The organism is Streptomyces sp. NBC_00388, from assembly GCF_036061255.1.
GTDB lineage: Bacteria > Actinomycetota > Actinomycetes > Streptomycetales > Streptomycetaceae > Streptomyces.
The window spans coordinates 4447335-4468613 of record NZ_CP107948.1 but is presented as its reverse complement, the minus strand read 5'-3'; the positions used below and the strand labels follow the sequence as shown (position 1 = coordinate 4468613).

Annotated in this window: 23 protein-coding genes and 1 pseudogene; 10 read left to right on the top strand and 14 right to left on the bottom strand. The window is 70.9% G+C overall.

What is annotated here, in order from left to right; translation table 11 throughout:
• Positions 1-5 precede the first annotated feature (5 nt).
• Positions 6-143 carry a hypothetical protein gene (locus OG917_RS20060; protein ID WP_328322311.1) on the top strand — a complete coding sequence of 46 codons (138 nt, stop codon included), beginning with the start codon at positions 6-8 and terminating at the stop codon, positions 141-143.
• A 44-nt stretch (positions 144-187) separates the two neighbouring features.
• Here OG917_RS20060 and OG917_RS20055 read toward each other — a convergent pair whose 3' ends face one another.
• From OG917_RS20055 to OG917_RS20045, 3 genes are all read right to left on the bottom strand, one after another.
• On the bottom strand, positions 188-892 hold the full coding sequence (locus OG917_RS20055) for a UbiX family flavin prenyltransferase (RefSeq protein WP_443058991.1): 705 nt from the start codon (positions 890-892) through the stop codon (positions 188-190).
• A 61-nt stretch (positions 893-953) separates the two neighbouring features.
• The gene (gene mqnP, locus OG917_RS20050; protein ID WP_328318993.1) at positions 954-1856 is read right to left on the bottom strand and encodes a menaquinone biosynthesis prenyltransferase MqnP; all 903 of its coding nucleotides are present in this window, start codon (positions 1854-1856) and stop codon (positions 954-956) included.
• Entirely contained in the window at positions 1853-3310 is a 1458-nt protein-coding gene (locus OG917_RS20045; protein WP_328318992.1) for a menaquinone biosynthesis decarboxylase, read from the bottom strand. Before OG917_RS20045 ends, mqnP begins: the two co-directional genes overlap by 4 nt.
• Positions 3311-3464: 154 nt before the next feature.
• Here OG917_RS20045 and OG917_RS20040 point away from each other — a divergent pair, with 154 nt between their 5' ends.
• From OG917_RS20040 to OG917_RS20025, 4 genes are all read left to right on the top strand, one after another.
• Positions 3465-3857 (top strand): PLDc N-terminal domain-containing protein, encoded by a 393-nt coding sequence (locus OG917_RS20040; RefSeq protein WP_328318991.1) that lies wholly within the window; start codon positions 3465-3467, stop codon positions 3855-3857.
• Positions 3858-3910: 53 nt separating this feature from the next.
• A complete protein-coding gene (locus OG917_RS20035) occupies positions 3911-4378 on the top strand; it encodes a nucleoside deaminase (protein WP_328318990.1) in 468 nt (155 codons plus the stop codon).
• A 220-nt stretch (positions 4379-4598) separates the two neighbouring features.
• Positions 4599-6689, top strand: a complete 2091-nt coding sequence (locus OG917_RS20030) for a hypothetical protein (RefSeq protein WP_328318989.1) — start codon at positions 4599-4601, stop codon at positions 6687-6689.
• The gene (locus OG917_RS20025; RefSeq protein WP_328318988.1) at positions 6686-8263 is read left to right on the top strand and encodes a hypothetical protein; all 1578 of its coding nucleotides are present in this window, start codon (positions 6686-6688) and stop codon (positions 8261-8263) included. Before OG917_RS20030 ends, OG917_RS20025 begins: the two co-directional genes overlap by 4 nt.
• On the opposite strand, the gene OG917_RS20020 is transcribed toward OG917_RS20025, so the two are convergent.
• From OG917_RS20020 to hemL, 8 genes are all read right to left on the bottom strand, one after another.
• On the bottom strand, positions 8233-8751 hold the full coding sequence (locus OG917_RS20020; RefSeq protein WP_328318987.1) for a hypothetical protein: 519 nt from the start codon (positions 8749-8751) through the stop codon (positions 8233-8235). The two genes, OG917_RS20025 and OG917_RS20020, sit on opposite strands and share 31 nt — an antisense overlap.
• Positions 8752-8866: 115 nt before the next feature.
• Complete coding sequence (ccsB, locus tag OG917_RS20015) at positions 8867-9943, bottom strand: c-type cytochrome biogenesis protein CcsB (RefSeq protein ID WP_328318986.1); 1077 nt, start codon at positions 9941-9943, stop codon at positions 8867-8869.
• The gene (resB, locus tag OG917_RS20010; RefSeq protein WP_328318985.1) at positions 9940-11667 is read right to left on the bottom strand and encodes a cytochrome c biogenesis protein ResB; all 1728 of its coding nucleotides are present in this window, start codon (positions 11665-11667) and stop codon (positions 9940-9942) included. Before resB ends, ccsB begins: the two co-directional genes overlap by 4 nt.
• Positions 11668-11674: 7 nt before the next feature.
• Positions 11675-12448, bottom strand: coding sequence for a cytochrome c biogenesis CcdA family protein (locus OG917_RS20005; protein ID WP_328318984.1), 774 nt, complete (start codon positions 12446-12448; stop codon positions 11675-11677).
• Between the two features lie 4 nt (positions 12449-12452).
• On the bottom strand, positions 12453-13070 hold the full coding sequence (locus tag OG917_RS20000; protein WP_328318983.1) for a TlpA family protein disulfide reductase: 618 nt from the start codon (positions 13068-13070) through the stop codon (positions 12453-12455).
• A 67-nt stretch (positions 13071-13137) separates the two neighbouring features.
• Complete coding sequence (locus OG917_RS19995; RefSeq protein WP_328318982.1) at positions 13138-14373, bottom strand: hypothetical protein; 1236 nt, start codon at positions 14371-14373, stop codon at positions 13138-13140.
• Between the two features lie 105 nt (positions 14374-14478).
• Entirely contained in the window at positions 14479-15165 is a 687-nt protein-coding gene (locus OG917_RS19990) for a histidine phosphatase family protein (protein ID WP_328318981.1), read from the bottom strand.
• Positions 15162-16484, bottom strand: a complete 1323-nt coding sequence (gene hemL, locus OG917_RS19985) for a glutamate-1-semialdehyde 2,1-aminomutase (RefSeq protein ID WP_328318979.1) — start codon at positions 16482-16484, stop codon at positions 15162-15164. The genes OG917_RS19990 and hemL overlap by 4 nt, the downstream gene beginning before the upstream one ends.
• Positions 16485-16600: 116 nt before the next feature.
• Here hemL and OG917_RS19980 point away from each other — a divergent pair, with 116 nt between their 5' ends.
• On the top strand, positions 16601-17170 hold the full coding sequence (locus OG917_RS19980) for a hypothetical protein (protein ID WP_328322031.1): 570 nt from the start codon (positions 16601-16603) through the stop codon (positions 17168-17170).
• Between the two features lie 108 nt (positions 17171-17278).
• Here OG917_RS19980 and OG917_RS19975 read toward each other — a convergent pair whose 3' ends face one another.
• Entirely contained in the window at positions 17279-17545 is a 267-nt protein-coding gene (locus tag OG917_RS19975; RefSeq protein WP_328318978.1) for a hypothetical protein, read from the bottom strand.
• Positions 17546-17571: 26 nt separating this feature from the next.
• On the opposite strand from OG917_RS19975, the pseudogene OG917_RS19970 reads away from it, so the two are divergent.
• Positions 17572-17851 (top strand): annotated as a pseudogene (locus OG917_RS19970) (AraC family transcriptional regulator); the annotation flags it as partial.
• Between the two features lie 195 nt (positions 17852-18046).
• Here the strand turns inward: OG917_RS19970 and OG917_RS19965 are convergent.
• Positions 18047-18307 carry a hypothetical protein gene (locus OG917_RS19965; protein WP_328318977.1) on the bottom strand — a complete coding sequence of 87 codons (261 nt, stop codon included), beginning with the start codon at positions 18305-18307 and terminating at the stop codon, positions 18047-18049.
• 246 nt (positions 18308-18553) lie between these two features.
• Here OG917_RS19965 and OG917_RS19960 point away from each other — a divergent pair, with 246 nt between their 5' ends.
• Positions 18554-19393, top strand: a complete 840-nt coding sequence (locus OG917_RS19960) for an SDR family oxidoreductase (RefSeq protein ID WP_328318975.1) — start codon at positions 18554-18556, stop codon at positions 19391-19393.
• Positions 19394-19451: 58 nt separating this feature from the next.
• On the opposite strand, the gene OG917_RS19955 is transcribed toward OG917_RS19960, so the two are convergent.
• Entirely contained in the window at positions 19452-19934 is a 483-nt protein-coding gene (locus OG917_RS19955; RefSeq protein WP_328318974.1) for a MarR family winged helix-turn-helix transcriptional regulator, read from the bottom strand.
• 144 nt (positions 19935-20078) lie between these two features.
• On the opposite strand from OG917_RS19955, the gene OG917_RS19950 reads away from it, so the two are divergent.
• Entirely contained in the window at positions 20079-20414 is a 336-nt protein-coding gene (locus tag OG917_RS19950) for a YnfA family protein (protein WP_328318973.1), read from the top strand.
• A gap of 87 nt (positions 20415-20501) precedes the next feature.
• Positions 20502-21275 (top strand): SDR family NAD(P)-dependent oxidoreductase, encoded by a 774-nt coding sequence (locus tag OG917_RS19945; RefSeq protein WP_328318972.1) that lies wholly within the window; start codon positions 20502-20504, stop codon positions 21273-21275.
• Positions 21276-21279 lie beyond the last annotated feature (4 nt).

Sequence of the window (21279 nt, the reverse complement as noted above, 5' to 3'; positions counted from 1 at the left end):
GAGTGATGTTCACCGTGTACACGATCGAGATGGCCTACGCCCGCATGCGCGAGCTGCAGGACCAGGCCAACCGTTCGCGTGACCAGCGGCTCGCCACCGCGGCCTCCACCCGCCGGACGAGGCGGCACGCCAAGAAGCGCTGACTCCCGGCCCCGGCCGATCCGCGCGACGGCGATCCGGCCACGGCCTAGTCCTTTCGGGAGCCACCGAGCTCTCCCTCCCAGCGGCGGTACAGCCGGTGCGGCACCTGCGCCGCGTCGAGCACCCGCCCGGCGACGAAGTCCACCAGATCCTGGATGTGCGTCGCCCCCGCGTAGAACGCCGGAGAGGCGGGCAGCACCACGGCGCCCGCCTCGTCCAGTGTCACCAGATGGCGCAGCGTCTGACCGTTGAGCGGGGTCTCCCGCACCGCGACCACCAGCGGGCGCCGCTCCTTGAGCGTCACGCTCGCCGCCCGCTGGAGCAGGTCCTTCGACAGTCCGAGCGCGACCCCGGCCACACAGGCGGTGGACGCCGGGACAATGATCATTCCCTTGACCGGATACGAACCGGATGACGGGCCCGCGGCCAGGTCCCCGGCCGCCCAGTGCCGTACGGCTCCGGTCCCCTCCGCGACGAGGGCCGGATCCACCGCGAAGGTCTCGGGCTTCCCGTCCGCGCCCCTGGCCAGCCAGGCCCGCAGGTCATCGGGCCAGTGCGCGTCGCGGAAGGCGATCCCGGTCTCGTCGAGCAGGGTCAGCCGCGAGGACCGGCTGACCACCAGGTCCACGGCCTCCCCCGCGTCGAGCAGCCCGCGGAGCACGGCTGCCGCGTAGGGCGTACCGGATGCTCCGGAGACCCCGACGATCCAGGGCCGCCGCGGCTGCTGACTGTGTACATTCACGTGCTCCACGTATCCGAGCCTATCCGGGCCCGTCCGGCGCGCCGGAAACGGGAGGCGGGTCGGGTGACGGTCACACGGTCAGGCCCCGCACCAGCAGATCGATCAGCGCGCACACGAACAGGGCGATCCCGATGAAGCCGTTGACCGAGAAGAAGGCCCGGTTCAGCCGGGACAGGTCGTGCGGCTTCACCACGTTGTGCTCGTAGACGAAGGCCACCGCGACGATCACCAGGCCGGCCCAGAAGAACGCCCCCGCGTCCGTCGCCACCGCATACCAGACCAGCAGGGCCGTCGTCACGGCGTGGCAGGCGCGGGCGCCGTACAGCGCGGCCGGGATCCCGAAGCGGGCGGGCACCGACTTCACACCGTGCGCGCGGTCCGCCTGGACGTCCTGGCAGCCGAAGATCAGGTCGAAGCCGCCGATCCAGATGCCGACGGCGAGGCCGAGGATGACCGCGTCCCACGACCACTCCCCGGTGATCGCCAGCCAGGCGCCGACCGGGCCGATCGCCTGGGCCACACCGAGGATCGCGTGCGGGAAGTTGGTGAAGCGCTTCCCGTAGGGATAGACCACCATCGGGATGACCGCGATGGGCGCGAGCGCCAGACAGAGCGGGTTGAGCGCGGCCGCCGCGCCCAGGAAGACGACGACCGCGACGAGCGCGCCCGTCCAGGCCGACTTCACCGAGACGGCGCCGGTGACCAGTTCGCGGGAGGCGGTGCGCGGGTTCCGGGCGTCGATCTCCCGGTCGATGATGCGGTTGCACGCCATCGCGAAGGTGCGCAGGCCGACCATCGCGACGGTCACCAGGAGCAGCCGTCCCCAGTGGATGTTGCCGTCCAGCCGGTACATCGCGGTCAGCGCGGCGATGTACGCGAAGGGCAGCGCGAAGACCGAGTGCTCGATCATCACCAGCCGGAGGAACGCCTTGGTCCTGCCGGGCTGCGGCAGTGCGGCGGCTGATGCGCTCACAGGCCGTACTCCTTCCAGCGCTTCGTCACGCGGTCGGCGACAGCGGGGTCGGACTCGACCATCCGCGGCCAGCCGCCGTCCCGCGTGTAGCCCTCCTCGGGCCATTTCCTGGTGGCGTCGATCCCCGCCTTGCCTCCCCAGAACTGCTGGTAGGAGGCGTGGTCGAGATGGTCGACCGGGCCTTCGGCGACGGTGAGGTCGCGGGCGTAGTCCGTGTTGCCGAGCGCACGCCAGGAGACCTCGTGCAGATCGTGCACATCACAGTCCGCGTCCACCACGACGATCAGTTTGGTGAGCGACATCATGTGCGCGCCCCAGACCGCGTGCATCACCTTCTGGGCGTGCTTCGGGTACTTCTTGTCGATCGAGACGATCGCGCAGTTGTGGAAGCCGCCCGACTCGGGCAGGTGGTAGTCCACGATGTCCGGAATGATGATCTTGAGCAGTGGCAGGAAGAAGCGTTCCGTCGCACGCCCGAGCGGGCCGTCCTCCGTCGGCGGACGGCCGACGACGATCGACTGGAGCAGCGGGCGGCGGCGCATCGTGACGCAGTCGATCGTCAGCGCGGGGAACGGTTCCTGCGGGGTGTAGAAGCCGGTGTGGTCGCCGAAGGGGCCCTCGGGCAGCGTCTCACCGGGCTCCAGCCAGCCCTCCAGGACGACTTCGGCCTGGGCGGGGACCTGGAGCGGGACCGTCCTGCAGTCGACCATCTCGATCCGCTTGCCCTGCACGAAGCCGGCGAAGAGGTACTCGTCGATGTCCTCGGGGAGCGGGGCCGTCGAGGCGTACGTCACCGCGGGCGGCGCGCCGAAGGCGATGGCGACGGGCAGCCGCTCGCCCCTCCTGGCGGCCACCGCGTAGTGGTTGCGGCTGTCCTTGTGGATCTGCCAGTGCATCCCGATGGTGCGCTTGTCGTGGCGCTGGAGCCGGTAGAGGCCCAGGTTGCGGATGCCGGTCTCGGGGTGCTTGGTGTGGGTGAGCCCCAGGTTGAAGAAGGAGCCGCCGTCCTCGGGCCAGGTGAAGAGCGCGGGCAGCCGGTCGAGGTCCACGTCGTCGCCGGTCAGCACCACCTCCTGCACGGGGGCGGCATCCGGCTTCACCTTCTTCGGCGGTACGTGGACCATCGTGCCCAGCTTGCCGAAGGCCTCCCGTACGCCGACGAAGCCCTGTGGCAGTTCGGGCCTGAGCAGTCCGCCGATCCGGTCGCTGATCTCGTCGTACGAGGTGAGACCGAGCGCCTTGAGCAGCCGCCGGTCGGTGCCGAAGACGTTCATCGCCAGGGGCATCGACGAGCCCTTGACGTTCTCGAAGAGGAGGGCCGGGCCACCCGCCTTGTTGACGCGGTCGACGATCTCCCCGACCTCCAGATGGGGGTCGACCTCGACCTTGATGCGCCTGAGGTCGCCGTCGCGCTCCAGCGCCCTGAGCAGCGAGCGAAGATCGTCGTAAGCCATGCGGTCCAGTCTGTCATCCCCGGCGGCGGAGCCGGAGCCCGCCATGTGGCGCACGGTCTCGGCCGCGCGGCGGCCGGCGCCCGGCCGCTACCCTGTGGCCGTCACCGGGACGTTGCGGACGTCTCGCCGCCACTCCCGGGGGGAACGTTCGACCATGCTCAGGTATCTGCCCTTTCTGCTGGTCCTGGCGCTGTGGATCTACGCCTTCATCGACTGCCTGAACACACCGGATGAGGAGGTCCGCGGCCTCCCCAAGGTGGTGTGGGTCCTCATCATCCTGCTCTTCGGCGAGGTGCTCGTCGGACCCGTCGCCTGGATCGCGGTGGGCCGGGCGCGGCGCGGGACCGGCGGTGCGGGGGCGGCGCCCGGCGGACGGCGGCGCGGCGGGCGGGACGCCTGGACTGCGCCGGACGACAATCCGGAGTTCCTCGCCACGCTGCGCGCGGAGAACACGAAGGACGCGTCGCTGCTCAAGGACTGGGAGGCGGACCTGCGCCGCCGCGAGGACGAGCTGCGCCGCCGCGAGACCGGCGAGGACGCGTCCTGAGCGGCGCGCGGCGGGCGCACACGGCCAGGCAGGGGAAGAGGGCGGAGCACTCCATGGATCAGACGGTTCCGGACCGCGCGACGGCGCAGCGGTGGCTGGCCACAGCGGTCGCCGAGGCCCGCACGGGGCTCGCGGAGGGCGGTATCCCCATCGGGGCCGCGCTGTACGGGGCGGACGGCACACTGCTGGGCCGCGGGCACAACCGCCGCGTCCAGGACGGCGATCCGTCGACGCACGCCGAGACCTCCGCCTTCCGGGCAGCGGGGCGGCAGCGGTCGTACCGGGGGACGACCATGGTCACCACGCTCTCCCCGTGCTGGTACTGCAGCGGCCTGGTCCGGCAGTTCGGGATCTCCCGGCTGGTGGTCGGCGAGGCGGTCACCTTCCACGGCGGCCACGACTGGCTGGCCGAGCACGGAGTGCGGGTCGTCGTGCTCGACGACGCCGAATGCGTCGCGCTGATGCGGGACTTCACCGCGCGCAACCCGGAGCTCTGGAACGAGGACATCGGCGAGGAGTGAGCCACCCGGCACCCGCGGCCCGGGGTGACCCGGCGCGCGACGCTCGCGGGCCCGGGGGTGACCCGCTCGGGGCGCCCGCCTGGATACTCCTCCAACTCCCCTGCGGCACGCCGCTGTTCCGTTGCACGACCGCGCCCGAAAGACCCTGCCCCTCCCAACCCTCCCTCGGTAAGCTGATGTTGACGCAGTGACATCTGCGCCCGCCGGCGTGGGAGGTGCTGTGGAAAGGGAGTTGTACGCACGGGGCGGTCTCCTCCACGGCCTCGCACCACGGCTCATCGGCCTGCCCCCGCACGGATTCCAGCAGACGCCCGTCGAGGCGTTCGGGGGCCGGCGGGACGACCTGCCGGTGACCGTCCTCACCGGGGGACGCGGCATGGGCAAGACCGTCGTACTCAAGCAGCTCCGCACCGACTACCGCGGCCGCACCCCCGTCGCGTTCATCGACTGCGAGCACCCGGACTTCGCCGCGATCCCGTCGGGCCACCGGCGCGCCCCCTTCTGGTCACCGGTCACCGAGGCGCTCTCGGTCCTCGGCGAGCAGCTCGGACCGGCCGTGCGGGGCGCCGGGGCGATCGAGTTCCCGCGGCTGGCCGCAGGTCTTGTCGCCATCGCCTCCACCGGATGGGACCCGAACAACAGCCAGCAGGTGCACGACGAGGCGCTGCGGCTGGGCATGCTCGTCGAGTCGGGGGCCCGGCTCAAAGGGCTGGGCAAGGGCTGGCTCGTCAAGATCACGGCGAAGTTCGCAGCGCTGTGGACCGGTGCTCCGCCCGGCCTGGACGTCATCGTGGAGACCACCGTCGAGTCCCTGCTCGAAGACCTCTTCGACCGGGGCCAGCGCGCCGCGGCCAACTGGTACGCGGACTATCCGGGCGCCGGCGGCCAGGCGAAGCGCGGGCTGAACCTGCTGGCGCTCCAGTTCCACCGCCAGCGCGACAGCGACGCCCGCGCACTCGCCGAGCGGCATCTCGTGGGCGCGCTCCGCGCCGATCTGCGCGCCGCCTACCAGGGGATGGGGCGGCTGCGCCGGGTCGGCAGGCCGCTGATCCTGCTGGACAACGTCCAGGCGCCGCTGGGCCGCAGACTGCTGGAGCCGGTACTGCGCGACCGTGCGGCGGGCCGGCTCGACCAGGTCGTGCTCATCACCGCGCTGCGCGGCCATGACCACCCGGCGCTGCAGTCGGCCGAGCGGTGCCTGCTGCCCGAGGTGACCCACTCCACGCCCTGGACCCGGGGCAGCGAGGTCGCGTCGGGTGCGCTCACCGTGGAGCTGACCGAGCTGGGCCCGGAGCACGTGAGCCAGATGCTCGACCGCGAGGACCCGGGGATGCGCACGCCGCCGCTGCTGGCCCGCTCCATCCACCGGCTGACCGGCGGGCGCCCGCTCGGCGTGGCGCTGCTGACGAAGGCGGCGGGGCAGGCGGCCCGGCCGGCCGGGCCCGCCGGGCCGGCCTCCGGCGGACCCGGGGACCTCACCCCCGGAGCGCTGCTCTCGCTGCCCGTCGCGCTGCGCGAGGACGAACCGGGCCGCCCGACCGCGACCGAGCTGCTCCAGCAGCTGGTGCACCCGGCCAGACTCGACCGGCTCGCCGTGCTCGCCGCCGCCCACAGCACAGCGGACGCCGAAGCACTCGCCGCCGCCCGGCTGGATCACGACGGCGGCCGGGCCGGCGTCCTGCCGATGCGCGATCTGCTGGCCGAGGAGTGCTGGCCGGCCGCGCCCGACCACTTCGTCGGCGATCCGTTCCTGCGCACCCTGCTGCTGCACCGGCTGCGCCACCCCACCGGGGATTCCGCTTCGGCCCCGGAGCTGTGGCGCGAGGTCCAGGAGACGATGCGCGACCAGTGCGCCGGTCTGGCCCCGCGCCGCCTCCACCACGAGCTGGCGCTGGGCACCACCGGGAACGCCGTCGCCCACCTGCGCGACACCTTCCGCGAGGCGAATGCCTCCGCCTGGCTCGACGAGCTGCGCTTCATCGCGTCGGCGCCGCACTTCGCGGAGCGCGACTCACGGCGCGCGGTGGCGCTGGGGCGGACCGACGCCGAACAGCAGCCACCGCCCGGCATCGACCGCATGTTCCATCTGCGCATCCGCCGGCTGCTCCACTGCGTCTGGCAGTCGACCGATCTGCTGGCACTTCCCGACGAGGGGGTCACGGAGAAGATGGGCGACGAGCTGGCGCAGCTCTCGGCCCTGCATCCGACCGGCAACGAAGTGCTCTGGCACGCCTCAAGGACCTGGCCTTCCGCCGTCCGGGAGTGGCGGAGCCCGGACCGTACCAGCGACCCAGGGGGCAACACGCCGTGAGCAACAGGTTCCGCGAGTTCTTCTGGTACACGGGTCTGCGACGCATCCTCACCTCGGTGGTGGCCCTGGCGCTGCTCGCCGGTGCGGGCATCGCCGCGTACGCCCTCTACACGCCCGATCTGCACTGCGCGAAGGGCGTGGACCGGCCGGAGCAGGGAGCGGAGTGCATAGGGGTCAACGGGGACGGCTACGCCTTCGGCCGGCCGGCGCTGCGTGACGTGGCGCAGGCCATCGCCCGCGAGAACAGGACGCTGAAGGAGGGCCGGTACGCGACGGTGGCCCTGCTGCTGCCACTGACATCGACCGACGGCGACATGGCGAACAAAGTGCTGCACGAGGCCCAGGGCGCGTTCGTGGAGCAGTACCGCGCCAACCACGACGACAACGACCAGGTGCCGAAGATCCGGCTCGTCCTCGCCAACACCGGGGCCGGCAGCGCGCAGTGGGCCACGACGGTGCGGAGACTCAAGGGCATGACCGGCGCCCCGGACCGTCTGCGCGCCGTCTCCGGGGTGGCTACCAGCAGCGACGCCACCCGCAGCGCGGTGAAGGAGCTCACCCGCAGCCATATCCCGGTGATCGGCACCACCATCACCGCCGACGACATCTCCAACGGTCCCCGGGGTATCCCCTACCCCGGGCTCGCCCGGGTCTCGCCGACCAACAAGGACGAGGCCGACGCACTGAAGAACTTCGCCGACATCGATCCGAGGAAGACGCTCCTGGTGCGCGACACCCACCCCGGCGACCACTACACGGAGACGCTGCGGGCCGCCTTCAACGGCATGCTCGACGGAGCGCCGTACGAGGACCGGGTGTACACCTCGCCGCCCGACCAGTCCGACGACGGCTCGACCGCCAACACCTTCGCGCAGATCACCGACGCCATCTGTTCGGCCCGTCAGGTGAACACGATCCTCTTCGCCGGCCGCCACACCCAGCTGCGCCAGTTCGTGAACGCGCTGGGCAACCGGATCTGCGTACGGACCAAGTTCACCATCCTCACCGGTGACGAGGGTTCGTACCTCGGCTACGACACCAAGCTCAACAAGAAGGCGCTGAAGCCCAAGAAGGGCGCGGAGCCGGTCGTCGTCCAGTACGCGGCGCTCGCGCATCCCGGCGCCTGGTCGAAGGCGACCGATCCCAGCATGCCCGCGACCGGGGGCAGCCCGGCCGACTACACGGCCTTCACCAACGCGGTGGCCACGGCGTCGGCCAAGGGCGTCGGGCCGATCGGCCGGATCGACTCCGCCTCGCTCGCCGACGGTCAGGCGATCATCGCGTACGACGGCATGGCCACCGCGGTGACCGGGATCAGGCGCGCCAGGGCGAGCAGCAGCGTCCTGCCGGACATCGAGGACGTCGGCGCGGTCTGGTCGAAGCTGCAGGGGCCGCTGCGGGTGAACGGTGCGAGTGGCTGGATCTGTCTGGACAACTACGGCAACCCGTACGACAAGGCCGTGGCCATCGTGCAGTTGACGCAGACGGGGACGCAGAAGTTCGTGAAGCTCGCCTGGCCCGCGCGGACGAAGAAGCCGCCGGCTCAGGAGTGCCTGCCGCCGCGGGGCCGGTAGGCGGCCCGCAGCTCCCGGCGCCGCTCGCGGTCCCCGCCCGGTCCGCCGGACCGGAGCCGGGGGCGGCCTTCGAGTGCGTCGTGCAGCAGCTCGAAGTGCTGGTGCCAGCAGGCCAGTGTGTCCGGCCCGCGCTCCCCGGGCCCGGTGAACTCGTGGGTGAAGCGCACCACGGTCGCCTCGGCCCCCACGGCCTCCAGGTGGAACCGGACACGGCCGTGCCCGGCGAAGGTGTACTCGGCGACCCGCTCGCCGTCCCAGGCGGTGACCGTCCCGGCGGCGTCCGCCGGCACGCCGGGCCCGCGCAGGGCGACCCGGCCGCCGAGCCGCGATTCGAAGACATCGGCGGCGGCGAGCCACTGCCCCAGGCCCACCGGGGTGGCCACCTCGCCCCAGACCCGCAGCGGCGCGTACGGCAGGAAGAGGGCGAACCGCAGGGTGTGGGTGTCCCCGTGGCTGGTGCTGGTGCCGTGTGCGATCGCCTCCGTCATGGTTCAAGCCTCGCCCCGTGAGGCGTGTTCCACACCGGAAGAGGGCCGGTTCACCGACGCGTGTCGGAAAACCGGCCCTCCTGGTGGCCGTCTGCGGCCGGGACTGGCGGGCCGCTCAGACCCCGGCGTAGGAGTGCATGCCGTTGATGAAGATGTTCACGCCGTAGTAGTTCCAGATCCAGCAGGCGAAGGCGAAGAGCGCCAGATAGGCGGCCTTGCGGCCCTTCCAGCCGGCGGTGGCGCGGGCGTGCAGGTAGCAGGCGTAGACGACCCAGGTGATGAACGACCAGGTCTCCTTGGGGTCCCAGCCCCAGTAGGTGCCCCAGGCGTCGCCGGCCCAGATGGCGCCCGCGATGATCGTGAACGTCCAGAGCGGGAAGACCGCGGCGTTGATGCGGTACGCGAACTTGTCGAGCGACGCGGCGGACGGCAGCCGCGAGAGCACCGAATCGGCGAAGGCGCCCGGCTGCTCGCCCCGCGCGAGCTTGGCCTCGTAGCGGTCCCGGAAGAGGTAGAGCGCGGTGCCGACGAAGCCCATGTAGAACATGGCGCCGCAGATGATCGCTGTCGAGACGTGGATCCACAGCCAGTACGAGTGGAGCGCCGGGACGAGCTGGTCGCTCTTGGTGTAGAGCACCGTGGTCGCCACACCGAGGTCGAGCAGGACCGTGGTGACCAGGGCGAGCCCCAGCCAGCGGACGTTCTTCTTGACCACGAGCAGGATCAGGTACGCGGCGACCGCCACCGAGGAGAAGGTGATGGAGAACTCGTACATGTTGCCCCACGGCGCCCGCTGCACCGACATGGCACGGGCCACCACGCCGCCCGCCTCCACGAGGAAGCCGAGGACGGTCAGCGAGATCGCCATCCGCCCGTACAGGTCGCCCTTCGCGTTGCCGCCCGCGGCGCCGGGACCGTCCGGGACGTCGCGCGAGCCGGCCGCGGACCGGGTGACGATCTTCGGCCGGTCCAGTACGGCGGTGCCGCCGCCCTGCTGCTTGACCTGCACGGCGGGGGCCGCGCCCGTGGTCGCGGTCAGCGCGGCGGCGGTACGGCCCACCTTGCTGCGGGCGCCGAAGGTCCACTCCGCGATGTGCGCGAAGAAGGCCAGGGTGTAGACGGCCATCGACGAATAGATGAGCACATTGCTGATGTGCGCCAGGTTCTCATTGGTTCCGGCGGCGAGATTCACTTCTCGGCCCCTTCGGGAGTCTCTGCGGATGCAGCGGAGTCAGGCGCCGACGGCGCCACTGAATGGAGCGTTGCGGCCAGGTCGGCCAGCTCCTCGGGGAGCTTCGCGGATTCGCTCCGGCCGAGACCGGCCATCTCCACGACGGTCACGCCGTCCTCTCCCCGTACGGCACGGACCCAGACGCGGCGGCGCTGGATGAACAGCGATCCGGCGAGGCCCGCGATGGCCGCCAGCGCGCCGACCAGCGCGAACTCGGTGCCGGGCTGGTGCGAGATCTTGAAGCTGGCCCACTGCTTGACGCCGAGGAACTGGACCGAGCCCTCGCCGTGCGGCAGCTTCATCGTCTCGCCCGGCAGCAGGAGCTTGGCGAGCTTGTTGCCCTTGCTGTCCTTGTACTGCGTCATGTGCTTCGAGTTGAGCTGGTACACGCTCTGCGGCAGCCCCGAGTCGACGCCGAGGTCGCCGTGGAAGCCGGAGATGGCCATCACCGGGAAGTCGAGGCCGGGGAAGGTGGAGAACATCGTGCCCTTGCCCTTGCCGGCGTAGGTCGGCACGAACATCGTCTGGAAGCCGAGCTGCTCCTTCTTGCCCGCGGCGTTGCGGTAGCCGTCCATCACCTTGATGGCGCCGGTCGACGTGGCATTGGAGTCGAGCGGCAGCAGCGGCACCGCGTCCCGGTAGATCTCCTTGCCCTTGGCGTCCTTGACCGCGACGATCGGGGCGTAGCCGTGCGAGACCAGGTAGACCTTCGAGCCGTCGACCTCAAGGGGCGTGTTGACCTTGATGACGCCCTTCTTGTCCTTGCCCTCCGCGCCCTCGGAGTACGTCACGTGGGCTTCGTACTTGCGGGGCGTGCCGCGGTTCGGCCCGTTCTTCTCGTACGTCCCGATGAACTTGTCCAGCGTGAAGCTGAACGGCGCCAGCTTGTTGGGGTCGAAGAGCGTGCCGGCCTTGAAGTCGTCGTACTGCGTGAGGGTGTTGGAGAAGCCGTCGCCGTCGACGACCAGCTTGCCGCCCTCGGACTTCCACAGCTGGCCGCTGGCGAAGGAGACCAGGAGCACGATCAGGGCGATGTGGAAGAGCAGGTTCCCGGTCTCGCGCAGGAAGCCCTTCTCCGCGGCGACCTCTCCCTCCTGGGGGGAGTGCGCACGGAAGCGGCGCTTCTTCAGCATCGCGAGCGCGGCGTCCCGGACGGCCTCGGGCCCGGAATCCGTACGCCAGGTCGTGTACGCGGGCAGCCGGGTCAGCCGCTTGGGCGCGCGCGGCGGACGGCCGCGCAGCTGCCCGACGAACTGCCAGGTGCGAGGCACGATGCAGCCGATGAGGGAGATGAACAGCAGGATGTAGATCGCCGAGAACCAGACCGAGCTGTAGACGTGGAAGAGTCCCAGCTTGTCGTAGACAGGCGCGAGCACATCGTGCTTGGCCTTGAAGTCGGTGACCTTCAGCTCGTCGATGCTCGTCTGCGGGATCAGCGAGCCGGGAATGGCTCCCAGCGACAGCAGGAGCAGCAGGAGCAGCGCGACCCTCATGGAGGTCAGCTGCCGCCAGAACCAGCGGATCCAGCCGATGACTCCCATGGCGGGGAGGCTGGAGACCGACTCCTCCTTCGGCGCGGTGGAGAGCTGCGCCCCTGCGGCGCCGAGGTCGCTCTCGTTCGCGGCCGGATCCGGCTGCGCGGCGCCCGGCCGCGCGGCGTCCGTCGTGTCAGTCGTCTTGCTCATGTGGAACTCAGATCCCCACCGTGTAGCCGGATGACCAGACCTGCATCTCCTGGATGATGCGGTCCCAGGCGCCGGTGACGAGCAGCAGTCCGGTCACGATCATCATGATCCCGCCGATGCGCATGACCCAGGCGTAGTGCTTCTTGACCCAGCCGAAGGCGCCGAGCGCCTTGCGGAAGGCCACCGCCGCGAGCACGAACGGCACTCCCAGACCGAGGCAGTACGCGACGGTCAGTATGGCGCCGCGCCCGGCGGTCGCCTGCTCGAAGGCGAGGCCCTGCACCGACGCGAGTGTCGGTCCCAGGCAGGGTGTCCAGCCGATCCCGAACAGCGCCCCCAGCAGCGGTGCGCCGATCAGACCGGTCACCGGCCGCTTGTGGAAGCGGAATTCGCGCTGGGTGAGCCAGGGCATCATGCCCATGAAGAAGATCCCGAGCAGGATCATCAGCACACCGAGGACCCTGCTGATGACGGTCTGATGCTCCTGGAGCCGGTGTCCGAAGTAGCCGAACAGCGCGCCGCCCGAGACGAAGACAGCGGTGAAGCCGACCACGAACAGCGTGGCCCCGGCCGCCATCCGGCCCCGTCTGGCCTGCGCGAGATCCGAGCCGCTCACCCCGGTGACGTAACTCAGATAGCCGGGGACCAGGGGCAGGACGCACGGCGAGAAGAAGGAGACCAGGCCGCCCAGTACGGCGATGGGCAGGGCGACCAGCAGGGCACCGTTCTGGACGGTGCCGCCGATCCCGGATTCGGCGGCCGCGGTGACAAGCACGCTCACCGGATCACTTCTCCGCGATCAGCGGGTCGATCATCTTGCGCAGCGTGTCCTCTTCGACCCCGCCCGCCTTCCGGGCGGCGATCTTCCCGTCGCGGTCGACGACGACCGTGGACGGGATCGACTGCGGGTTCAGGCTGCCCGCCGGGAAGCGGAGCAGCAGCTTGCCACTCGGGTCGTAGAGGCTCGGGTACGGGACGTCGTAGCTCTTCTCGAACGCCTTGGCCGGACCGGTGGAGGTGTCACGGGTGTTGATCCCGACGAACTCCACGCCCTTGGCCTTGAGGTCCCTGGAGACCTTCGCCAGGTTCCCGGCCTCGGCACGGCACGGCGGGCACCAGGAACCCCAGACATTCAGCACGACGATCTTGCCCCGGTAGGCGCTGTCCACGTCGAGCGTCCTGCCGTCGACGGTCTTCCCGGACAGTTCGGGCGCGCTCTGGCGCCCGCCCTTCCCGGCGGTGACGATCCCACTGCTGCTCGTGACGTAGCGGGAGCCCTGGGAACTGCTGACCTTGGCGCCGGATCCGCACGCCGACAGAGCGAGCGCGGAGACCGCAACCACTGCGCCCAGCTGGGCGGCGCGGCGGAGGGCGGTGCGGCGGAGGGGGCGCGTAAGAGCCATGTGAAAAGTTTCGCATGGCCGTTTCGCGGATCTTGGGCACCCCCCTCACTGCCCGGAAAGCCCGATGTCAAGCAGCCTTAAGGAAACTGTTCCACCCACCGGCCGGCCGCTGCCCGACTTCGAGGGAACGCAGCTTGTCGAGCACCGCAGGGTCCTGCACATCGAGCCAGTCGCAGAACTGCCGGAAGGAGACGAGCCGTACGTCGGGGCGGCCCGCGATCTTCTTCATCGCTTCCTCGACCGCATCCATGTAGAGACCGCCGTTCCACTCCTCGAAGTGGTTGCCGATGTACATGGGCGCGCGGTTCGATTCGTACGCCCGCGTGAATCCGGCGAAATACGAGTCGGCCGCCTGCCTGCGCCAGTAGGGATAGTGCGACGTCATGCCCTTGGTCGAATTCTTCGACTGATTGGCCAGCATGTTGTAGTCCATCGAGAGCACCTCGAAGGTGTGCCCGGGGAAGGGGATCTGCTGGAGCGGGAGATCCCACAGCCCGCCGCGCTTGACCGGCCAGGTCTGCAGGCCGCCGGGGGAACTGGCGTCATAACGCCAGCCGAGCTTCTGGGCCGTCGGCAGCAGATTGTCCTGGCCGAGCAGGCACGGGGTGCGGCTGCCCACGATTTCCTTGCGGTAGTCGAAAGGCAGCGGCGGCTCGTCGTGCCAGCCGGTGTTCGTACGCCATTCGGTGACGAAGGAGACGGCCTGGTCGATCTCGCTCTCCCACTGTTCGGGTGTCCAGTGCGCGACGGAGCCCGAAGTGGTGCCGCAGAAATGCCCGTTGAAGTGCGTCCCGATCTCGTGGCCGTCCAGCCATGCCTGCCGGGTGTACTTCATCGTTGCCTTGATGTGCTCATCGCTGAGATAACCGATGTCGGACGCACCGACCGGGTTGTTCGGAGGGCGGTAGAGCGATTTCTTCGACTCGGGCAGCAGGTAGAGCCCGGAGAGGAAGAACGTCATCCCGGCCTGGTGCTCCTTGGCGAGTTTCAGGAATCGCGGGAAAAGACCGTTGCCGACCTCGCCCGCCCCGTCCCAGGAGAAAATGACGAACTGGGGCGGGGTCTCCCCCGGCTCCATCCGTACCGGCTTGGACGGCTGATTCGGCTGGAGGCCGGTATCGGCGGTCGACCCGTCACCGATCAGCCGCACCGGCCCCTTCTTCGGGGTGGCGCCCGCACCCTGGCTGCCCTTTTCCTTACTGCCCACCGCGGACTTGCCGCCGGCGCCACAGCCCGCCAGTCCGGCCGCGGCGGCAGCCCCGGCTCCCAGTCCCAGCAGGCCCCTCCTGGTCATGTTGCGCATCGCGCCACCCATCTCTTTCGTCGTCCGGCGGCCCATACAAGCGGGCAACCAGTCAGATGATGGGATTAACGTGACGGTTCCGGCCAACCGGTACGATTTTTCACTCTACGCGCCGAACGCTTTTGCCTTTCCTTTGGAAGGCTTTGCACCGGACAGGAGATGGGACGGCACCAGGTCCCTCGCCGGTTCCGTGTAACCGACCGAGACAATCCGGTCGCCCTGGTACGTGAACGTCGTCAGCGAGGCGAGCGTGCACTGCCGCTTGCGCGGGTCGTGCCACAGGCGCCGCCGCTCCACGAAGCTCCGCACGGTCCAGATCGGCAGCTGGTGGCTGACGCACAGCGCCTCGTGGCCGCGCGCGGCGTCCCGCGCGGCGTCGAGGGCGCCCATCATCCGTACGACCTGGTCCACGTACGGCTCGCCCCAGGAGGGGCGGAACGGGTTGGTGAGGTGCTTCCAGTTCGCGGGCCTGCTCAGGGCGCCGTCGCCGACACCGAACGTCTTGCCCTCGAAGATGTTCGCCGCCTCGACGAGCCGGGCGTCGGTGGTGAGGTCGAGACCGTGCGAGGTGGCGACCGGGGTCGCCGTCTCCTGGGCGCGCTCCAGCGGGGAGGCCACGACATGGGTGATGTCCCGGCCCGTGAGGTGCTCCGCGACCCGGTCGGCCATCTGACGGCCGAGCTCCGAGAGGTGGTAGCCGGGGCGGCGGCCGTACAGCACACCGTCCGGGTTGTGCACCTCACCGTGGCGCATCAGGTGCACAACGGTGATCTCTTTGCTGCTGTCGCTCATGCGGACACCTCGGCGGCGGCTCGGGCGGCGGCGGGCAGTGCGGCGGCGATGCGCTCGACCGCCCGCTCGTCGTGCGTGGTCGAAACGAACCAGGACTCGAAGGCCGACGGCGGGAGGTAGACGCCCTGCGCCAGCATCGAGTGGAAGAACGGGGTGAAGCGGAAGGCGTCCTGCGCCTTGGCGTCCTCGTAGGTGCGGACCGGGCTGTCGCTGAAGAAGACGGAGAACATGTTGCTCGCCGTCTGGATCCGGTGCGCGACGCCCTCCTTGCTGAGCGCCGCCGTGACCAGGCCCTGGATCTCCAGGGAGACCGCGTCGACCTTCTCGTACGCCGCGTCGTCGAGCAGCCGCAGCTGGGCGAGGCCCGCGGCGGTGGCGACCGGGTTCCCGGAGAGCGTGCCCGCCTGGTAGACGGGACCGACGGGCGCCAGGTACGCCATGACGTCCGCGCGTCCGCCGAACGCGGCGGCCGGGAAGCCGCCGCCCATGACCTTGCCGAAGGTCATCAGGTCGGGGCGGACCCCGTCGATGCCGTACCAGCCGGCCTTCGAGGTACGGAATCCGGTCATCACCTCGTCGGAGATGTACAGCGCGCCGTCGGCGGAGCAGAGCTCCTTGAGTCCGGCGTTGAACCCGTCGACGGGCGGCACGACGCCCATGTTCCCCGCGGACGCCTCGGTGATGACGCAGGCGATCTGACCGGGGTGGGCGGCGAAGGCCTGGCGTACGGCTTCGAGGTCGTTGTACGGCAGGACGATGGTGTCGCCGGTCTGCGCGCCGGTCACCCCCGGGGTGTCGGGGAGCCCGAGGGTCGCGACACCGGACCCGGCGGCGGCCAGCAGCGCGTCCACGTGTCCGTGGTAGCAGCCGGCGAACTTCACCACCTTGGCCCGGCCGGTGAAGCCGCGGGCGAGCCGGATGGCCGACATGGTCGCCTCGGTGCCCGATGACACCAGGCGTACCTGCTCGACGGGCTCGATGCGGGAGACGATCTCCTCGGCCAGCGCGACCTCGCCCTCCCCCGGCGTGCCGAAGGAGGTGCCGCGCGCGACCGCGGCCTGCACGGCGGCGATGACGTCGGGGTGCGCGTGCCCGAGGATCATCGGACCCCACGAGCACACGAGGTCGACGTACTCACGTCCGTCGGCGTCGGTCAGATAGGGACCGGTACCGGACACCATGAACCGGGGCGAACCGCCCACGGCGCGGAAGGCACGAACAGGAGAGTTCACCCCGCCGGGGGTCACAAGGGACGCACGGTCGAAGAGCGTCTGCGAAACTGGGGCTTCGTATTCGTACGGATAGCTCACACAAGCCATGGTGTCAGAGGCGCAGACGGTATTGCGGACAGGTGTTTCACCGCACATCCGTGGGGGAGGTCTCTGACACGATGATCGGGTTGCGCGGCGGGGGCCGTGAGTGGTCGGGTGGAGATATGCATCGCGGTGGCGGACTGGGCGAGGGGACCGATGACCTGGGTCCCGAGCCTGCCCGAAGGGGAAAGCACCGACGAGAGGCAGAGACACGGGCGCAGGCGGGGAGTACGGGAAGCAGGAGTGGTGGGCTTGTGGGCGTGACCTACAAGTACTTCGGCGCGCCCGACGGCGCGACAGCGGCCCGGGTGCCGGTCACCATGCGCCCCGAGGAGCTGGGCGGCGATGAGCTCGGCATGGGCGGCATGTTCACGAAGATAAAGCCGGAGACGATGGCCGCCATGGTCCTCACCGGCATCCAGGGCATACCCCTGGGCAAGGTGCCCCCGCTGGAACTGGTCGTGCTGCACCCCGACTACGCGGTGGTGAAGCTCCCGATGACGGTCGTGGACCCGCTGCGCGGTGTCGGCGAGGAATCGGTCGGCGCCGCCGCCTTCATCTGGTCGACGGTCCCGGACCGCGGCGGCCCCCGGGACGCGTTCAACGCCTACCGCCTGCTGCACGAGTGGCAGGACTTCTCCCACCGGCTGCACGACGCGGGGCATCAGGCGTACTGCCTGGTGTGGCCGTGACGGCACGGCGCGGCTGACGACGGCCCCCGCGCAGCATCCGGCAGGACCGCAGCACCCGGACCGGACGCACCCCGGGCTCCGGCGCGGGCCGCGGGGCTACGGCTACGGCTACGGCCGGGAACTCCACTGCGGGCCACGGCCGGTGAGGGCGAGGACCCGGCCGGGAGCGGGTGCCCCGGCGGGCACGTACACCGGCTCGCCGAACATTCCCGCGGCGCGGGCCATCGGCGCCATGTCCGCGAGCGCGGGCAGGAGTTCGCCGATCACGGCGGCCCCGGGCGCGAGATCCTGGCCCGTCGCGCACGCCAGGTCCCAGGCGTGCACGGTGAGTTCGCCGAGCACCATGTGACCGACCGTTCCGGCGGGCAGCCGCATGGCGCCCGCCGTGCCGTCCTCCGCTCCGGGCTCGGCCCAGCCGCACAGTGCGCCGGGTCGAGGAACCGGCCGCCGGGGAGGGGGTGTCGGCGCGGTCCTTGCAACGGCTCTTCGCCGTGTACGTGGGGGGGGCGAGCCCCAAGTGGGTGATTGATCCTGCGCTACCGCATCCGTGAGGCGCTGGAACGGGCCGGGGCGGACGCGCGGGCCGACCGGCCGACGCTCGCGGCCGAGCCGGGCCACAGCGATCAGGCGCACCTCACGCGCGACTTCACCTCGACGATCGGCGTCACCCCGGCGGCGTACGGGGCATCGCACCGGCGGCGTACGAGGCCTCGGCCGGATAGCCGGCTCCCCGCGAAACGGCGACGCCGGGCGTCCGCCGTGGCGGAGCTCCCGGGAGCAGGCACTCCCGGGAACCAGCCATCGGCGGGCCCGGCTGTCAGGGTCGGTGCCGCCCTGGGGCCGCACCACGGAGAAGGGTCCCGGCGCGGGCCGGAATCAGCTGCTGAGGAGTTCGTTGCCCGCCTTCAGGGCGTCGCCCCCGGCCTTCGCGGCGCTCTTCACCGCGTGCACCTTCTTGCCGACGTTGTCCCCGGCAACGCTCTTGGCGATCGGCTTGGCCTGCTCGCCGACGGCGGCGGCGGTCTGGGCGGTGCTGCTGATGGTGCCCCCGAGACTGCTGGCCTGGGCGGCGGGTGCGAAGGCGGCGAGCAGGGCGGAACCGGCAGCGGCAGTGGTGAGAATTCGACGTACGTTCATGGCCGGGGTAACGCGCGGAAGCGCCTGAAGGCACGCCCCCGTCAGCGGTTCGCCCCCGAGTGGCGGCCGATCCCACCCGCACGGGGGGGGAGCGAGCACCTGGTTGCTGCCGGGTGCGGCACCGCTCATTTAACTGCGTGACACAGATTCTGCGCTCAGCCTAGTATCGTGGCGGGCGCCGGCGCCGCGCCCCTTGCCCGTGTCCGGACCGGCGCCCCACCCGGCCACCCCCGAAGGGACACCCCCATGACCGTCCTCGTCACCGGAAGCCGCGGCAGAGTCGGCTCCGCCCTCATCTCCCTCCTGCACGACCGCGGTCTGGACGTCCGGGCCGCGTCGGCCGCGCCCGGGAGCCTCTCCCTGCCCGGCGGCGTGCCGGCCGTACGGTGCGACCTCCACGACCCCGCCACCTTCCCGGACGCACTCGACGACATCGACGCGGTCTTCCTGTACGCGGAGCCCTCCCACGCCGGCGCTTTCGCGCAGCAGGCCGGGGCGGCGGGCGGCCGGCACATCGTGCTGCTCTCCTCCAGCTCCGTGCTCGGACCCGGAGCGCGGGAGAGCGCGATCGCCGCCCCCCACATCGCCGTCGAACAAGCGCTGGCCGCGTCCCCCGTCGAGACGACCGTCCTGCGGCCCGGCGCCTTCGCGGCCAACGCCCTCCAGTGGGCGGGCGCCCTGCGGCACTCGGGCACCATCGACCTTCCCCACCCCGGCAGTTACTCGGACCCCATCCACGAACAGGACATCGCCGAGGCCGCGTACGCCGTGCTCACCGAGCCCGCGCTCCGCGGCGAGGCGTACCACCTGACCGGGCCGCAGTCGCTCACCTTCACCGAACAGATCGCGGCCCTGGAGAGCGCCGCCGGCCGCATCCTGCCGTCCCGGCACGTCACCCGCGAGGCCTGGAAGGAGTCGGTCAGCCCCTACCTCGCGGCCGCCCCCGCCGACGCCCTGCTGCGCTACTGGGCCGCATCCGACGGCGTCCCCACCACCGTCACCGGCCATGTGGAGCGGCTCACCGGCCACCCGGCCCGCACCTTCGCCACCTGGGCCACCGAGAACGCGAGCGCCTTCACCGGCTGAACGCCGAGACGCCGGGCAGCCGGGACGCCGGAGCGGTCTCCGCGCACAGCCGGCGTGTTCAGTCGAGCTGCCCGCTCCGCAGCCGGCCGATCTGCCGGGCGCTCATCGCCACCGTCCGCCGCATGTGGTCGGTGAGCAGAGCGATCTCCTGGTCGTCGTAGGCGTCGAACATGGCGAACCAGGCGCCGTTCAACTGCGCCCAGACCGCCCCGAACTCCGCCATGCGCGCGGGCACCGTCCCCACGAGTACTTTCCGGCGGTCGTCCGCGTCGCGCTGCCGCCGCACATAGCCCGCCCGCTCCAGCCGGTCGACGAGCCGGGTCGCCGACCCGGTGGTCAGCCCGGTCAGCTCCGCGATCCGCCCCGTCGTGACCGGCCCCGGTTCGAGGCTGAGCAGGTTGAGGCACTGCACATCGGTGGGGTGCAATTGCAGATGGTCGGCGAGCGCCTGGTTGAACAGGGCGTACGCAGCCATGTACCGGCGCGACGTGGCACCCAGCTCGGCCATGAGCGCACTGCGCGGCCCCGTCTTCTGCGTCATGCAGAAATCGTACGACCCGGGGACGGGCCGCCCGCTCCTCCTCCCGGCACCCGGCCCCGCGGCGTCACCTCACGCGTACCTCCGGCCACCCGGGCCCCACTGGTCACACCTCGCACCACGGAACGGCCGTGCCACGCTGTCCCCATGCCCATCCTCCGCTCCGCTGCCCTTTTCGGCCTCGCCGCGCTCTTCGAGATCGGGGGTGCCTGGCTCATCTGGCAGGGCGTACGGGAAAGCAGGGGCTGGATCTGGATCGGCGGCGGGATCGTCGCGCTCGGCATCTACGGCTTCGTCGCGACCCTCCAGCCCGACGGTCAGTTCGGCCGGATCCTCGCCGCGTACGGAGGGGTCTTCGTCGCCGGGTCGATCGTCTGGGGCATGGTGGCCGACGGCTACCGGCCCGACCGCTGGGACGTGACGGGCGCGCTGATCTGTCTCGCCGGGATGGCCGTGATCATGTACGCCCCGCGCGGCCGCTGACACCGGGCCTATCCTGGCAGCGCGGCGCGCACCGCACGCGCGCACCGCACATCCCCCGCATCGACCGTCCGCCCGAGGAGCATCGCCATGACCGCCGCGCCCGCAGCCACCAACCGCATCGCTGTCGTCACCGGAGCGAGCAGCGGTATCGGCGCAGCCACCGCCCGGCAGCTCGCCGCCGCCGGTTACCGGGTGGTGCTCACCGCACGCCGCAAGGACCGGATCGAGGCGCTGGCAGCGGAGATCAACGCAGCGGGCCACCAGGCCATGGCGTACACCCTGGACGTCACCGACCGCCCGGCCGTCGATGCGTTCGCCACCGCGTTCCCCACCATCGGTGTCCTGGTCAACAACGCGGGCGGCGCACTCGGCGCGGACCCGGTGGCCACGGGCGACCCGGCGGACTGGCGCCAGATGTACGAGACGAACGTCATCGGCACGCTCAACCTCACCCAGGCCCTGCTCCCCGCGCTGGTCGCGAGCGGTGACGGCACCGTCGTGATCGTCTCGTCCACGGCGGGCCACGGAGCGTACGAGGGCGGCGGTGGCTACGTGGCGGCGAAGAACGGCGCCCGGGTCCTCGCCGAGACCCTCCGCCTGGAGATCGTGGGCCGGCCGGTGCGGGTGATCGAGATCGCCCCCGGCATGGTCAGGACCGAGGAGTTCGCGACGACCCGCTTCGGCGGCGACGAGGAGAAGGCTGCGAAGGTCTACGCGGGCGTGGCCGAGCCGCTCGTCGCGGAGGACGTGGCGGAGGCCATCACCTGGACGGTGACCCGCCCCAGCCACGTCAACATCGACCTCCTGGTGGTCCGCCCCCGCGCCCAGGCGTCCAACACCAAGGTGCACAGGGAGCTGTGACCCA